Here is a 16,034-nt window from a genome sequence, read left to right as displayed (position 1 = left end):
TTTTACAAGTTTTTTATTGCGTTTTTAAATTGATCTCCTCGATCCTCATAATTCTTGAAAAGGTCGAAACTGGCACAAGCTGGAGATAACAAAACAGCATCTCCGCGCTCCGCAAGTTTATAGGCAACCTTCACAGCTTCTTCCATGGAATAAGTTTCGACCATTAAATCGATGACATTTCCAAAAACATCCTTTAATTTGGTATTGTCCGTTCCCAGACAAATAATAGCTTTCACTTTTTCGCGCACCAACGGCATCAACTCCGAATAATTGTTACCCTTATCCACTCCACCGGCAATCCATACAATCGGTTTTTTAATACCGTCCAATGCATAAAATGTAGCATTTACGTTTGTTGCCTTGGAATCGTTGATGTATTCCACATGATTGATTTTCAATACTTTTTCCAATCTATGGGGCACACCCTGAAAAGATTGGATACTCTGGCGAATGGTCTCTTTTCTAACCTTCACCAACATGGCTGCCATACTCGCCGCCATGGTGTTCTTTACATTGTGCTGGCCTTCCATGGCCAAAATATCATCTCTCATTTCCAAGGTTTTATGTTCTAATTTTATTTTTATTGTTTTATCTTCTAACCAAGCTCCCTCCTCTAATTTTCTTTTTAAAGAAAAGGGAACCAATTTTGATTGAACTGGATGTTTTTTTAACCAATCCTGAATCACTTCATCATCGGCATCATAAATCAGGTAATCATTTTTATCTTGATTCATGGCTATTTTAAATTTGGATGCGATATAATTTTCAAACTTGTAATCGTACCTATCCAAATGATCTGGAGTAATGTTGGTGATTATGGCGATATTGGGTTTAAACCCCACTATTCCATCCAATTGAAAACTGCTTATTTCCAACACATAATGATCAAAATCATTCTCGGCCACCATTTTAGCATAGCTATCTCCAATGTTTCCTGCCATACCCACATGCAGTTCCCCATCTTTTAACAGATGGTGGATTAACATAGTGGTCGTGGTTTTACCGTTACTTCCGGTGATACCAATTATTGTAGCATCCGTGTATTTTGATGCAAATTCTATTTCAGAAATCACTGGGATACCTTTATCAACAAGTGCTTTAACAATGGCCACCTTGTCGGGTATTCCAGGACTTTTCATCACCACATCGGCATTTAGAATTTTAGATTCCGTATGCGTTCCAGACTCCCATTCAATCTCAAAATGTTCAAGAACTTTTTTGTATTTATCTTTTATCTCGCCTTTGTCCGAAACAAAGACATTATATCCTTTCTGCTGCCCTAAAATTGCGGTTCCAACCCCACTTTCTCCACCTCCCAGTATTACCAATCGGCCCATTTATCGAATCTTTAATGTGACAATACTGATAATTGCCAGTAAAATTCCTATAATCAAAAAGCGGGTCACTATTTTACTTTCGTGATACATTTTTTTCTGATAATGATGGTGCAAAGGCGCCATCAAGAATATGCGCTTACCCTCTCCGTATTTTTTCTTGGTGTGTTTAAAATATCCTACTTGAAGCATTACGGACAGTGATTCGGCAAAGAAGATTCCACACAAAATCGGAATCAACAGTTCTTTTCTTACTATAATGGCTATTACGGCAATTACACCTCCAATGGTCAAACTGCCTGTATCTCCCATAAAAACCTGTGCCGGATAGGCATTGTACCATAAAAATCCGACCAGAGCACCTGCAAAAGCGGCAATGAACACCACCAACTCCCCTACTCTGGGCAAGTAAAATATATCCAAGTAGTCGGAAAATTCGATATTGCCCGATACCCAGGCAAAAATCCCTAAAGTCAAAACAATTATGGCAGATGACCCTGCTGCCAAACCATCAATACCATCGGTAAGATTGGCCCCATTGGAAACGGCTGTTACAATTAAGATCACAACGGGAATAAATATCAACCACGCATAATCCTCTGCCCCTTCTCCTATCCAAGAGATAAAATCGGCATAATCCAATTCATTATTTTTGAAAAAGGGAACATTTGTACGAAGTGCTTTGGTTTCCTCACCAAACACTTTTTCCACATTAAAGTCTTGTGTAATGGTAGTGGAGTCTTTTTCTTTTATGGTAACCGCCGGATGAAAATATAGTGTTAGTCCGACAATCAATCCCAAAACGACTTGTCCCATAATTTTGAACCGCCCCTTTAACCCTTGCTTGTCTTTTTTGAAGGTTTTAATGTAATCATCTATAAAACCGATAATGCCCATCCAAATGGTGGTCATTATCAAAAGAAGAACATAAATGTTTTTAACATCTGCAAAAAGAATCACTGGCAATAAGGTGGATATTATTATGATAAGCCCTCCCATTGTTGGAGTTCCCGCTTTTTGTTTTTGACCGTCTAAACCTAAATCTCGGATACTTTCACCTATCTGCTTTTTCTGCAGAAACAAAATGATCTTTTTACCGTAGACCATGGCAATCAATAGAGATAGCAATACGGACAATGCCGCCCTAAAAGTCAGGAACTGAAAAAGTCCTGCACCTGGCAGTTGGTATTGATTCTCTAAAAATTCGAACAAGTAGTATAACATGGACTACATTATTTTTTTAGGCTCTCAAGAGCTTCTTTAACTTCTTTGTAATCATCAAAATCGACCCGGACACCATCGGTTTCCTGATAGGTCTCATGGCCTTTACCCGCCACAAGGATAATATCGTTGGCCATTGCCAGTTTGCATGCCGTATTTATAGCTTGCCTCCTATTTTCTATGGATATCACTTTTCTGGTGTTTTGAGGCTCCACCCCAGCTTCCATTTCTTCAATAATATCAGCAGGTGATTCCGTTCTAGGATTATCGGATGTAAAAATGGCCTGATCGCTCATTTCTGAAGCGATATAACCCATAACCGGACGCTTAGACTTATCACGGTCACCACCACACCCCACTACGGTGATGACGTTTTCATTTCCAGTCCTCAATGCATTAATAGTTATCAATACATTTTTTAGTGCGTCCGGAGTATGGGCATAATCAACAATAGCCGTTATTTTTTCTTTTGATATGTAATATTGAAACCTTCCATCAACGTTATCCAGTTCACTCATTAACCTAAGGATCTCTATTTTTTCAAGTCCCAAGATATCTGCCGTGGCATAGATAGCTAGCAAGTTGTATGCATTAAAATCACCTATTAGTTTAGACCACAATTCATTGCCATCAATTTTTAATAATTGTCCATTGAACTGTTTCTCCAATATCTGCCCCCTATAATCAGCAAAGGATTTTAAAGCGTAGGTATATTTCTTCGCTTTTGTATTCTGCAGCATTACCGGGCCATTTTTATCATCAATGTTCGTTAATACAAATGCTGTTTTTGGCAAACCATCAAACAGCTTTTTCTTGGTATCCCGATATTCTGCAAAGGTTTTATGGTAGTCCAAATGATCGTGGGACAGGTTGGTAAAAATGCCTCCGGCAAAATGAAGCCCCTCTGTCCTTTTTTGGTGAATTCCATGGGAACTCACTTCCATAAAACAAAACTCTACACCTGCGGCATTCATTTTAGTGAGGTAGCTGTTTATGGTAAGCACATCTGGTGTGGTATGGCTTGTTTTATATTCCTTATCATCTACCAATATTTTAATCGTAGAGATAAGCCCTACTTTATAACCTGCTTTTTTAAAGAGGTTGAACAACAAGGTAGATACGGTAGTCTTCCCATTGGTACCGGTTACCGCAACCAGTTTTAGGTTCTTGGATGGGTTGCCGTAAAAATTAGAAGCGATTATCGCAAGAGCGCTATTGCAATCGACCACCTGCAAATAGGTGACTCCATTGACCATGATTTCTGGAAGCGCTTCGCACACAATGGCCTTTGCTCCAGAATCAACAGCTTTTTGGATATAGTTATGCCCATCGGTAATGGTACCCCGAACAGCAACGAACACATCGTCCATTTCCATTTTTCGGGAATCGAAATGCACATTGTTCACCATCACGTTAGTATCCCCGCTTACCGCGGATAGGCTCACACCATATAATATGTCCTTTAACAACTTCATGAAAGTTCCAGTACTATTTTCTTTACCTGTTTAATATTTACTCCTTGGTTAATTGATTGATTTTTTACTTTTCCATTACCATGCACTTCAACTTCAATTCCCAAATTCTCCAATAGGGAAACAGCATCCATACCGCTCATCCCTTCAACATTTGGCACTGTGCTATATTTTTTCTGCACTTGAGCATAATATTGCTGATACTCGTTGTCCAAGTCAGCATTTTGGATAGTTTTGTTTTCCACTTCATCCACCATAGGTGAAATGGCATGTATTTTTTGTGCCATGGATTTAAATACCGGTCCTGAGACATCAGCTCCGTAGTACCCCTCTTCCTTATCCGGCTCATGAATTACCACTATACAGGAATATTTAGGATTATCAGCCGGGAAGTATCCTGCAAATGAGGAGATATACGCCAACTTATCCGGATTTTTATCCACATAGTTCTTTTGCGTAGTGCCGGTTTTACCAGCCATGGAAAAATTCTTGGAATACAATTTATGGCCCGTACCGTAATCCTTCTCCACCACGTCCTTTAATAATTGTTGGGCTTTCTTTACTGTTTCTTTAGAACAAATGGAGGAGTTAAATACCTTTTTATCAAATCGCTTCACCACTTTGTTGCCTTCACGAACTTCTTGAATCAACCGAGGTTTCACATATTCGCCATCATTAGCAATAGCATTAAAAAACGCTAAGGTTTGAATCGGAGTCAAGGACACTTCGTAGCCATGCGACATCCATCCCAAGGAAATTCCGGACCAACCCTTGTCTCCAGGATATCGTATTACTGGGTCGCCCTCACCTATTATTGGCAGGTCCAATTTCTTATGTAGCCCCATATTCATAAGCCGGTTTACAAACTTTTCTGGCTGTTCTTTATAGTTTTCATTTATAATTTTAGCGAACGCTGTATTGGATGAAACCGCAAAAGCCTTGGCTAGGGTTATTTCTCCATACCCTCCCCATTTCGAATCCTTTACGACCCCATCGTAAATGCGATACCTTCCTTTTTCCGTATCAATAACTGTGTTCGTATCCACCACTTTATCCTCCAAAGCTGCCACCATGGACATTAACTTAAAAGTAGAACCTGGCTCATGGGATTCACCAACTGCGTAATTTAATTTTTCGTAATATTTTCCTTCAGAAGTCCTTCCGAGGTTGGAAATTGCCTTAATCTCACCTGTTTCGGTTTCCATTACCACCACGCAACCGTGGTCGGCCTTGTATTTTTCCAACTGCTTCAACAATTCGTGATGGGCTATATCTTGAATGTTTATGTCAATGGTTGAAACAACATCCAATCCATCTCTTGGCTCCACAATATTGTCCAGACCTACAGGTTTCCATTGCCCTTGCGCAATTTTTTGTTTTAACCGTTTTCCTTCCTTGCCGCGCAAATAAGTTTCCCCAAAGGCACCGTCCAACCCAACACGCGTGTAGTATCCATTTTCATCCACTCGTTCGTATCCTATGCTTCTTGCGGCCATTTTACCCAAGGGGTATTCGCGAACCACGCGATGGGTCTCGATAAAGCCTCCTTTATACGGCCCAAGATTAAAAAGTGGAAATTGTTTTATGCGGACATAATCCAGGTAGCCTATATTGCGTGCTACCAACTTATATCTATTGCCATTCGCTCTCGCTTTGCGGAACAATTGTCTGTAGTAGGATGATGGCCTGTTAAACAGTTTACCCAAAGAATCGGATAGGGCCACTACATTGTTTTGAAAATTTTCTTGTGAAACAGTCTGCGCATCAAACCTGATTTCATATTTAGGTACGGACGCAGCCAACAAACTACCGTCTTCGGAATAAAGGTTACCGCGATTGGGCTCAATGGTGAACATTTTCTCGGTTTTGCTCAAAGCCAGCTCTTTATATTTATCGCCTTGAACCATTTGTATATCCACCAGTTTCACAACTACAGCAATGGCCAAAACAAAAAGTCCTCCCGCTACGAGGTACAATCTGTTCATGATATTTTTTTCGGTAATAGCCATTATTCCGCTGATTTTACTTTTATTTTCTTCGGAGGATTTTCTGACGGCACCAATCCTTTAACTGCCACCACCTCTCGCAAAGTCGATTCCAACTTAAGCTGCTGAACACTGGACCGGGCTTCAAAAAATTCACTTTTAAGTTTCCGTACTTCCTCGTTCAGTTCCGCTATCTCCAATACTTTTTTATCGGCGTTGTGGCTACTGGAAATCATTAAAGCGGCCAAGAAAGAAGCGAACAACAAAAACATCCAGTTCTTGGGAGCATCACCACTCACCAAAAACTTTCCTTTTAATATGTCCAGTAATCCTTTTCTCATTCTTTATGTTCCTTTTGTAATTTCCGAGTAACCGGAAATCTTCCTATATGCGTTCCGCAATACGGAGCTTTGCACTTCTTGCTCTATTATTATTTGCTATTTCATCTGTTGATGGTACGATCAGCTTTCCAACCTTTTTCAATGGAACATCAATGTTTCCATAAAAATCTTTTTCCGGTTCGCCATCAAACTTACCCGCTCGAATAAAACGTTTCGCCAATCGGTCTTCCAAGGAATGGTAACTGATCAAGCTCAAACGGCCACCTTGGTCCAATAAATCCGGAACTTGTGTTAAAAATTCCTTCAGCACCTCAATTTCTTGGTTCACCTCTATCCTGATGGCCTGATAGATTTGGGCCAAAATCTTGTTCTCTTTCATTTTTGGCAAAAACGTACTCAAAACCTTTTTAAGATCATCAGTTGTCTTAATCGGTTCTTCTGTACGTGCCGCAACAATCTCTTTTGCCATGGCTCTAGCGTTGCGCAACTCGCCATACTGAAAAAGAACTGACGCTAAATCTTCTTGGGAATACTTGTTCACAACCTGAAAGGCAGACAATTGGTTGTTTTTATCCATTCTCATGTCCAAATCTGCATTGAATCGAATGGAGAAACCGCGATCAGCCTCATCAAACTGATGGGAAGAAACCCCAAAATCCGCTAAGATTCCATCAACTTTCCGAATGCCATAGAACTTTAAATATTGTTTGAGGTAACGAAAGTTTTGATTGATCAATTGGAACCTCTCATCTTTCAATGTATTCTGAAGGGCATCTTCATCTTGATCAAATGCGAACAACTTGCCGCCATCCCCCAATCTTTTCAAAATTTCCTTGGAGTGCCCGCCCCCACCAAAGGTGACATCCACATACACTCCATTCTCTTTTATGTTCAATCCGTCTACTGATTCCTTCAGCAACACCGGATTGTGGTATGCACTACTCATCGTCATCAAAAATCTCCTCGGCCAAATCGGCATAATCCTTTTCACTTTCGGCCAACACCTTTTCATACATATCCTTGTTCCAAATCTCAATTTTATCAAAAACTGCATTTAGAACCACTTCTTTCTCAATTCCAGCAAACTCCACTAGGTTTTTTGGAATTTGCAATCTTCCAGAATCCCCATCAATACTCACCTCTTTCATTCCCGCAACAAAATTCCTCACAAAAGCATCGTACTTTCGGTTAATTTTGCTTTTTTTCATGACCTTCTGCATAAGGACGTCGAACTCTTCTTTAGGGTATAATTCCAGACATTGCTGAAAAACTGACCGCTTGATTATGAACCCATCATTTAAAACAGGTAAAAGCTGATTCTTCAAAGAAATGGGCAACATTACCCTTCCTTTGGTGTCTGCTTTACAATCATGTTGTCCTATGATATGGGTCACTAGAAATCAATTGGTTAGTTAATACAACTCAAATATATAGATTTTATTTCCACATTTCTCCACTTAACACCACTTTTGTTAATAAATTCTCCACTTTTGAATAAAAAATCACGGATTGGCCCCTCAAAATCTGTTTACGATCCTTCCAAGTATTGCGAGATTCGATTTGCCAGAATCAAAAAACTTAACCCAGATATGATTAATACCTAAAATCTTTGTGATATGAAATCCCTATATTTGCGCCTCTTACTACCAACTGACTATAGATGGAAGAGCATTTAATCGAGGATGGCAAATACCGATATATAGAAAAGGGGGAGGGAACTCCCATGATTATATTGCACGGTTTGATGGGAGGTCTGAGCAACTTTCAAGGTGTGTCCGAATATTTTCCACAAAAAGGGTATAAAGTATTTATCCCTGAACTACCTATTTATGACATGCCTCTTGTAAAAACCACGGTGAAGAACTTTGCCACATTTTTGGAAGGGTTTATTGAGTACAAAGGACTAAAAGATGTTATCCTGCTTGGAAATTCTCTTGGTGGACATATTGGTCTTTTACACACCAAAATGTTCCCGGAAATGGTTAAAGCATTGGTAATAACGGGCAGTTCTGGACTTTATGAAAGCGCCATGGGAGATGGTTATCCCAAACGTGGCGATTATGAATTCATAAAAAAGAAGGCCGAAGATGTTTTCTACGATCCAAAGGTAGCCACCAAAGAAATTGTGGACGAGGTTTTTGCCACGGTAAACGATAGAATGAAACTGGTGAAGACATTGGCAATAGCCAAGAGTGCCATCCGCCACAATATGTCCAAGGATTTACCTCATATGAATACCCCAACTTGTATTATTTGGGGAGAAAATGATACGGTAACTCCACCCAATGTGGCCAAGGAATTCCATGAACTATTACCTGATTCCGATTTGTATTGGATAGAAAAATGTGGTCATGCACCGATGATGGAACACCCAAATGACTTTAACCGTATTTTGGGAGCTTGGCTTGAAAAAAGAGGGTTTTAGCAATCGGCCGATAGGGTTTTAACTATAATCCATTTTCACCTAGCTACTTGTCAGTTATTATCTATTTAAAACAACGAATTTTTCAGAACAAAGTCTTAGTTTTAAATCTATCTTCTTAAAGCTACAGTCAAACGCCTATTTAAAATGAAAATCACGTCTGCAGAATTTGTAATGAGCAACTCCAATGTTGCAAAATGCCCTAATGAACCGATACCGGAGTACGCTTTTATAGGTAGATCCAACGTTGGTAAATCTTCCTTGATCAATATGCTTGTGGAACGCAAAGCATTGGCAAAAACTTCGGGGAGACCTGGAAAAACACAGCTCATCAACCATTTTAAAATCAACAACAATTGGTTTTTGGTGGATTTGCCCGGTTACGGCTATGCCCGGGTTTCCAAAAAGGATAAAAAAACATTTCAGAAATATATTACGGAGTATTTTCAAAAAAGAAAACAATTGGTCTGTGGTTTTGTATTGGTCGATATTCGCCACGAACCACAACCTGTTGATTTGGAATTCATGGAATGGTTGGGAACCAATCAGATACCTTTTGCCATTATTTTTACCAAAGCAGACAAACTAAAACCTGCCGTTATCGAGAAGCAGGCCAACGCTTACCTTCAAATATTATTGGAAGGCGCTTGGGAAGAGGCTCCTTCTCATTTCACTACCTCTTCCACCAACCGAATGGGGCGCAAAGAACTTTTGGATTTCATTGACGGCATCAATCAACAGTTTTTCAAAAAAAATTAGCAGCTCCATCACAATATTTTAACGCACTGATATCCAAATTGGATTATATATTTTATCGTAGTTTCTTAAAAAAGCGTTTATAATCAGCTCCATTATTTACAATACGCCTTAACCGTCAATCAGTATTGGGTATTCGTCAATTCAGCTATTCTTTTAAGCTATTGATTCCTTTTCTTTGAGAAAATCCCTATCGATGCAAAAACAACATGACAACATTTCTGGGTTTACAATCAAAATAAGATCGATTCACAAAATATTTGTTATGATACCAATTATATTTGGTTCCACATTCTATCTGTTAAGCAGAAATCTTGAGCATGGCATTTACCTATCGGAAGAAACAGAATTAGCATTTACTGCAATGGCCGTAACAAGCTGCATTTTGTTTGGAGATTTTATTTTCAAAAAAAAGATTTCCGAGATTACCGCAGCTACGCCATTGACTGAAAAGATCAACAAATTTCGAATAGCATTTGTAATCAAGCTTTCGCTTATTTATGGCCCAGCAGTGGTCAGCACTTTCATTTATCATACGACCCACAACCTGGCCTATCTACTAATTGGAGGCATATTGGTACTCTACATGATAATACTAGTGCCTAAAAAAGAAAAAATAGCAGAACAACTACGCTTGAGAGGGAAGGAAAAAATAATATTCAATCAATTTGCCTAATCAAATCGATGAAAAATCTAATCCACAATTTCCTTTATATTAATCTACTACTTCATTTAATTTTAGCCAGTTCCAGCTGCGTCCCTTCAAAAAATGCTATTACAAAAGACCGGATAGCAGTAGAAAATATGATTGACAAAAAGAAAGAAAATATTGTTCAAATAGCTAAAAGACTTATCAAATTAGATAGTGGGAAAGATATACCAGAAATTTATGAGTCCAAGGTATTTTCCAAAGACAGCTCAATGATTGTATTTTTTGATATTCCCATAAAATTTGCGGCTAAAAAAATTCTGCTTTTTATTACAGTGCTTCGGTTGATATTATCTCTAAATCCACAATTTATCAGCCCATTATTAATACAGAAGATATCTTAGATGCTTCTCAACATTTTCCATTTTATATTCCAAGTAAGGAGGACGAGCAACTTATTGAGTTTATTTTACATGCGAACAATGGGCAAAAATCTTCGTATAGGAAACAATGGAAAATACTCAATGGTGCAAATAAGACCTTAACGATAATTGAACAGGATACTTTTTTTGAAATTACCGCTTTATCAGAACATCAAAGCACCCTATTTAAAGTGCATAAAAGTACTGGAGAGATAACCGATAATATCCATCGAAACATTAAAAACCTGTCCTTGATAAAAAAAGGCTATATAGAAATAAAGAAATAGCTTATACTACTTCTTCAACTCAAGTTTTTCCGCAAAATAATCGCAAAAATCCTTCATGGTCGCCGTCATTTTTTCATCCTGTGTGGCCTTAAAAAAGGTATCGGCCATCGTCACCAATGTTTGATGAAAAAACAATTTCATCTCGTCTACCGGCATATCCTTGGTCCATAAGTCAATTTTTAATGACTCCTGGTTTTTACTGTCCCAAACCGAAAGCATCATAGCTTTCGCCTCTTCTCTGTCAATACCTCCATCTTGTGCAGACCACTCTAATTCCTCGGGCACCCGATTCTCATCCAATCCAACTTTTAATGTTATCTCCGAAGTATGTTTTACTGCCATCTATTTTCTTGGTTTGTAATTTGATTGTTTTAAAATTTCATCAGCTGGCATCTCCAGCAACTGTTTTAAACCTATATCGGTTTTTTCCATAAAGGCCCGTACAATTTGCCAACCCATATACCTTCCCAAACGAGGGGGCGATTCGTTATCCAGTTCCAATCCAAATTTCGAAAAGGGTGCCGGGTCCAAGAATTTTCCATCCAAGTCGGAATCTGTATTGTATAGCAGTTCTCTCTCCACAAAATACTTCCACATTTGTTCTTCATTGGTCTTGGCCCACGCTATTTGCTCATCTGAATACCCGATTTTCTGAGCATCGGTCGCTAAAGGAATTAATTTATCTTTTAAATAAAGTTCTTTTCCATAGTACACCATACGGGAAAGTAATGTACGGTTTCTTGGATAGGCCAGTACTTTTTTGGAAAACGCACTCACCACATCCGACACTAAAAATGTTTTGTCCAAGTTAGCTGCTATATACCTTTGGAGTCCTTCATAAAAATGATGGTCCTCACCTAAATAGTTATCAAGACCAATCAACAAAAGAGAGTCAACCAAAATAATGCGATTGTCATATCTAACATCTGAGGTTAGTGTTACCGCGTGTGGGGTTTCTGTTTCTGGAAAATAATATTTGATGTGTTTAAAAAGTGATTCCAAATCAGCTGCTTCTTGTTCAAAATCTCCAAACGTTTTGGCAACCTCTTCGGAAAGTTCTTGTTGAAGGGTGTCCGTTAACTTTGTAATCCAAACACTATCAGAATATTGCTTAGGGAACAAATAAGGATACTCGCTCTTTAACTTTGGTATATCACTTGGTGATGCATTTGCAAATTCTTGATCGAACCTAGATATTCGAAGGTCGACATTAATCTTGGCGATTTCATCCTCCTTTTTATCTGTTTTTCCACAAGATGATAGAAGCAAGATCATCATCAAACCAAAACATTTACATATCGGATTCTTAAAGTATTTCAACAACCACTTCATTTTTAAGGATACAGGGTTTAAATTTACAGGGCACAAAGGTAATTTATTGAATCTAAATAGTAAGAAATGCAAACAGAAAAGGTAATCACCCACATTGTTGATTGGTTAAAGGACTATGCTGAGAACGCAAAATGCAAAGGTTTTGTAATTGGCGTATCCGGTGGAATCGATTCGGCGGTAACCTCAACACTTTGTGCCAAAACCGGGCTGGAACTTTTGTGTCTGGAAATGCCCATTCACCAAGGTGAAAATCAAGTAACACGTGCCGATAAGCATATTGATTGGTTGATTGAGAACTTTCCCAACGTTTACAGACAATCTGTCAACCTTACTCCAGTGTTCGATAGCCTAGTGGATGCATTTCCTAAAGTAGATAAAGAAGAAGAGCGGTTTATGTCCTTGGCAAATACTAGAGCACGATTGCGCATGACCTCTTTGTACTACTTTGCAGCCCTAAAAGGATATTTGGTTGCCGGAACAGGAAACAAGGTTGAAGATTTCGGTATTGGGTTTTACACAAAATATGGTGACGGAGGTGTTGACCTTAGTCCCATCGCCGACCTGTTAAAAACCGAAGTTTATGAAATTGGACAAGTACTAGGCGTAAACCAAGATATTATGGAGGCAGCCCCTACCGACGGGTTATGGGGAGACAGCCGAACCGATGAGGATCAAATAGGTGCCTCCTACCCCGAATTGGAATGGGCCATGCAAATGGATGATACCGAAAAAACAACAAATGACTTCACCGGAAGGGAAAAAGAAGTTTTCGCAATCTATAAAAAATACAATAAGGCCAATAAACATAAGATGATCCCAATACCTATTTGTGAAATCCCAACAGGACTAAAATAACATCTTACCCTAAAAACCCTTGACTAAGACAAAAAAAACCATAGAAAAACTATGGTTTTAAGAAAAAAGTTAGAAGTTTACGTTAATTAATTATTATCTTGCTCGCTATATATTGTAAGTATTTAGCCACTAACCATTTATTAAATTAAATCTAATACGATGATAAAAGTATTGATAGCTGATAACCATCCTGTGGTAAGGCTTGGTATCAAAAAGGTACTTGAATCCAGCTCTGACATTGAAGTTATAGCGGATGTTTCAACTACCGAAGAGCTTTTTAATACATTGAAAAACATAACCCCCGATGTAATTATTTTAGAAATGGATATTCCAGAAATAAATGGAATTGCCACACTTAGAAAAATGAAATTGGAGTTCCCGGACATTAAAACTTTAATGTACAGTGGACAATCCGAAGATGTCTATGCGCTCAGCACAATACGTGCAGGTGCCTTTGGATACCTTTCCAAAACTGCCGATGTAGAATACATTATTTCTGCCGTAAAAAAAGTTAGCGAAGGCAACATGTTCATAACAAACGAGCTTGCCCAACGTTTAGCTTTTGATGAAAGTACACAAAAACCTAGAAGATTCTTTAGAAAATTATCTTCCAGAGAGGTAGAAGTACTTAAGCTATTGGCCAGTGGGAAAAGAAACAAGGAGGTTGCCGAAGGGTTGAACCTTAACGAAAAAACAGTAAGCACATACAAAGCAAGATTGATGAAGAAACTGAATGTGGACAATTTGGTCGACTTACTGCAACAGGCCAAAGCGCTGGAATTATATTAAGAATACCCAACCAAACCAACCATTGAGTAAATCCCTTCCAATCGACCATTGGAAGGGATTTTATATTTTAAGAAAGCACTCTATTCAATTTGGCGTTCAATAGTTTATTCAGCTGAAGGTAATTCACAATCTCTTCCAAAACTTCGGTATTATCCTCTTGGTTCTCCTTTGTCCGCTCCTGTAGTTTTTCAATTCTATTCTTGATTAGGTTGCAACGTAAGGTAAGAATGGTTTCTCCAACCAACTGGGCCACCCCCACTTTTTTTTGCTTTGGATAGATATCCCGACGTTCCCAATCGTGAAGTACATACTGCTCTTCTTCCATTAAAATGGAAGAAACTTCTGAAACAGTCTCTTGATCTAACTCTGATAAAAATGTACTTACTGAAAAATTTGCGTCCTCATTCAGTTTCTCTATCAATTTATAATATATAACCTTGAACTGCTCATTGGTAAGCTCAATTTCGTCATCCTGAAGATCTAGATATACTTTTTCATACACTTTGGTTTCAACGGTTTCTGGCTCAAGCACCAATTCACCTCCTTCATTTTCCTTGAGTACCAAATCCTCAAACTCCTGTTTTTGGTCGCCATAAAGCAAAAGCACTTCAATAATCTTTCGTTCCAATTCATATTGGACATCTACTTTTTCTACAACAGCGTCATTTTTTACAACTTCGAAAGTTTTTCTTTCCTGTTTGGCTTTCTTAGCTGTATCGGTCCGAAGTTTTTTATCTATCTGTGCCAAAGTATTGTACAACACATCTTCAGAAATTTGCATGATCTTTGCACATTCCTGCACATAGATTTCCTGACGGATACGATCAGGAATCTTGCTAATACTGTTCACAATATCCCTTACTGTATCGGCTCGCTTTATAGGGTCATTGGCTGCTTCCTCCGCCAATAAAGATGTCTTGAACTGGATAAAGTCCTTAGATTGCTCCTTAAGATATAGTTGGACCTCTTCAAAAGTGTTGTTCTTGGCAAAACTATCAGGGTCCTCTCCTTCTGGAAAAGTACAGATCTTCACATTCATGCCCTGTTCCAAAATAAGGTCGATACCGCGCAAAGATGCTCGAAGTCCTGCGGCATCACCATCAAATAGAACCGTAATGTTCTTTGTTAGCCTATTAATAAGTCTAATCTGCTCAGGAGTTAATGCGGTTCCGCTAGAGGACACTACGTTTTCCACCCCACGCTGATACATCTGTATCACATCCGTATATCCTTCGACCAAATAACAATTATCTTCTTTAGCAATGGCTTGCTTGGCATAGTAGATACCATAAAGCACCTTGCTTTTATGGTAAATCTCGCTTTCTGGTGAATTCAGATATTTGGCAGCCTTTTTATCATTGGTCAAAATACGACCTCCAAAACCGAGTACCCGACCACTCATGGAATGGATAGGGAACATTACACGCCCCTTGAACCTATCAAAGGTTCTTTTTTCTCCCCCGGGCTTTTCCTTCACAATGCTGAGCCCTGTTTTTTCCAAGAACTCCAATTTATACCCTTTTCCCAGCGCCGTTTTGGTAAAAGCCTCCCATTCGTCCAGACAATATCCAAGACCAAAACTTTTTATGGTCTCATTGGAGAATCCTCGTTCCTTAAAATAAGTCAGTCCTATAGCTTTTCCAGGTTCACTGTTGTGTAGGGTTTCAGCAAAATACTTTTGGGCATACTCGGAGACCAGATACATGCTTTCCCGCTCATTGGCCTGCTCTTTTTGTTCATTGCTCTGTTCGGTTTCCTCTACCTCAATATTATATTTTTTAGCCAAATACTTGATAGCTTCAGGGTAGGTAAAATGCTCATGCTCCATCAAAAAAGCGACCACATTGCCCCCTTTGCCACTACTGAAATCCTTCCATATCTGTTTCACCGGAGAAACCATAAAACTTGGTGTACGCTCATCGCTAAAAGGACTAAGTCCCTTAAAATTGGAACCCGATTTCTTCAATTGTACAAAATCACCGATAACCTCCTCCAAACGGGCGGTTTCATATACTTGATCTATGGTGGTTTTCGAAATCAAAATTGTTACGTCTAACTAGCTGTTAAAGGTAAATAAAAACAATGTTTTGGCGAACCGAATAACAAATCACTCTAGAAGATTTAATATCTTAGAAGCAAATTCTTACAAACGAAAAATTTCAATGCCAT

At 38.8% G+C, this 16,034-nt stretch carries 16 protein-coding genes; 6 read left to right on the top strand and 10 right to left on the bottom strand.

Annotated features, from left to right (window positions below):
- Positions 1–2: 2 nt before the first annotated feature.
- From murD to mraZ, 7 genes are read right to left on the bottom strand one after another with little or no spacing between them, the layout of a single operon-like run.
- A complete protein-coding gene (gene murD, locus MWU56_RS14265; protein WP_247045478.1) occupies positions 3–1,337 on the bottom strand; it encodes a UDP-N-acetylmuramoyl-L-alanine--D-glutamate ligase in 1,335 nt (444 codons plus the stop codon).
- Positions 1,338–2,558 (bottom strand): phospho-N-acetylmuramoyl-pentapeptide-transferase, encoded by a 1,221-nt coding sequence (gene mraY / locus MWU56_RS14260; RefSeq protein WP_247045476.1) that lies wholly within the window; start codon positions 2,556–2,558, stop codon positions 1,338–1,340.
- A gap of 8 nt (positions 2,559–2,566) precedes the next feature.
- On the bottom strand, positions 2,567–4,030 hold the full coding sequence (locus tag MWU56_RS14255; protein ID WP_247045474.1) for a UDP-N-acetylmuramoyl-L-alanyl-D-glutamate--2,6-diaminopimelate ligase: 1,464 nt from the start codon (positions 4,028–4,030) through the stop codon (positions 2,567–2,569).
- Positions 4,027–6,036, bottom strand: a complete 2,010-nt coding sequence (locus MWU56_RS14250; RefSeq protein ID WP_247045472.1) for a penicillin-binding protein — start codon at positions 6,034–6,036, stop codon at positions 4,027–4,029. Before MWU56_RS14250 ends, MWU56_RS14255 begins: the two co-directional genes overlap by 4 nt.
- Positions 6,036–6,353 carry an FtsL-like putative cell division protein gene (locus tag MWU56_RS14245; protein WP_247045470.1) on the bottom strand — a complete coding sequence of 106 codons (318 nt, stop codon included), beginning with the start codon at positions 6,351–6,353 and terminating at the stop codon, positions 6,036–6,038. The genes MWU56_RS14250 and MWU56_RS14245 overlap by 1 nt, the downstream gene beginning before the upstream one ends.
- A 43-nt stretch (positions 6,354–6,396) precedes the next feature.
- Entirely contained in the window at positions 6,397–7,299 is a 903-nt protein-coding gene (rsmH, locus tag MWU56_RS14240) for a 16S rRNA (cytosine(1402)-N(4))-methyltransferase RsmH (protein ID WP_247045468.1), read from the bottom strand.
- A complete protein-coding gene (gene mraZ, locus MWU56_RS14235) occupies positions 7,292–7,747 on the bottom strand; it encodes a division/cell wall cluster transcriptional repressor MraZ (protein WP_247045466.1) in 456 nt (151 codons plus the stop codon). The genes rsmH and mraZ overlap by 8 nt, the downstream gene beginning before the upstream one ends.
- 266 nt (positions 7,748–8,013) lie before the next feature.
- On the opposite strand from mraZ, the gene MWU56_RS14230 reads away from it, so the two are divergent.
- The 4 genes from MWU56_RS14230 to MWU56_RS14215 all read left to right on the top strand — a co-directional run bounded on the left by MWU56_RS14230 (position 8,014) and on the right by MWU56_RS14215 (position 10,584).
- On the top strand, positions 8,014–8,778 hold the full coding sequence (locus MWU56_RS14230; RefSeq protein ID WP_247045464.1) for an alpha/beta fold hydrolase: 765 nt from the start codon (positions 8,014–8,016) through the stop codon (positions 8,776–8,778).
- A 144-nt stretch (positions 8,779–8,922) separates the two neighbouring features.
- On the top strand, positions 8,923–9,534 hold the full coding sequence (gene yihA / locus MWU56_RS14225; RefSeq protein WP_247045463.1) for a ribosome biogenesis GTP-binding protein YihA/YsxC: 612 nt from the start codon (positions 8,923–8,925) through the stop codon (positions 9,532–9,534).
- A gap of 262 nt (positions 9,535–9,796) precedes the next feature.
- Complete coding sequence (locus MWU56_RS14220) at positions 9,797–10,207, top strand: hypothetical protein (protein WP_247045461.1); 411 nt, start codon at positions 9,797–9,799, stop codon at positions 10,205–10,207.
- A 128-nt stretch (positions 10,208–10,335) separates the two neighbouring features.
- Positions 10,336–10,584, top strand: coding sequence for a hypothetical protein (locus tag MWU56_RS14215; protein WP_247045458.1), 249 nt, complete (start codon positions 10,336–10,338; stop codon positions 10,582–10,584).
- 311 nt (positions 10,585–10,895) lie between these two features.
- On the opposite strand, the gene gldC is transcribed toward MWU56_RS14215, so the two are convergent.
- Positions 10,896–11,231, bottom strand: a complete 336-nt coding sequence (gldC, locus tag MWU56_RS14210) for a gliding motility protein GldC (protein WP_247045456.1) — start codon at positions 11,229–11,231, stop codon at positions 10,896–10,898.
- Positions 11,232–12,167, bottom strand: coding sequence for a gliding motility lipoprotein GldB (gene gldB / locus MWU56_RS14205; RefSeq protein WP_247045454.1), 936 nt, complete (start codon positions 12,165–12,167; stop codon positions 11,232–11,234).
- Positions 12,168–12,287: 120 nt separating this feature from the next.
- On the opposite strand from gldB, the gene nadE reads away from it, so the two are divergent.
- Positions 12,288–13,076 carry an NAD(+) synthase gene (gene nadE, locus MWU56_RS14200; RefSeq protein ID WP_247045452.1) on the top strand — a complete coding sequence of 263 codons (789 nt, stop codon included), beginning with the start codon at positions 12,288–12,290 and terminating at the stop codon, positions 13,074–13,076.
- A 159-nt stretch (positions 13,077–13,235) separates the two neighbouring features.
- Positions 13,236–13,865 (top strand): response regulator transcription factor, encoded by a 630-nt coding sequence (locus tag MWU56_RS14195; protein WP_247045450.1) that lies wholly within the window; start codon positions 13,236–13,238, stop codon positions 13,863–13,865.
- 67 nt (positions 13,866–13,932) lie between these two features.
- On the opposite strand, the gene dnaG is transcribed toward MWU56_RS14195, so the two are convergent.
- Positions 13,933–15,906 (bottom strand): DNA primase, encoded by a 1,974-nt coding sequence (gene dnaG, locus MWU56_RS14190; RefSeq protein WP_247045449.1) that lies wholly within the window; start codon positions 15,904–15,906, stop codon positions 13,933–13,935.
- Between the last annotated feature and the right edge of the window lie 128 nt (positions 15,907–16,034).

This window comes from Allomuricauda sp. F6463D (assembly GCF_023015965.1).
In the GTDB taxonomy this organism is placed as follows: Bacteria; Bacteroidota; Bacteroidia; order Flavobacteriales; family Flavobacteriaceae; genus Flagellimonas.
This window is presented reverse-complemented; position numbering and strand designations above follow the sequence as displayed.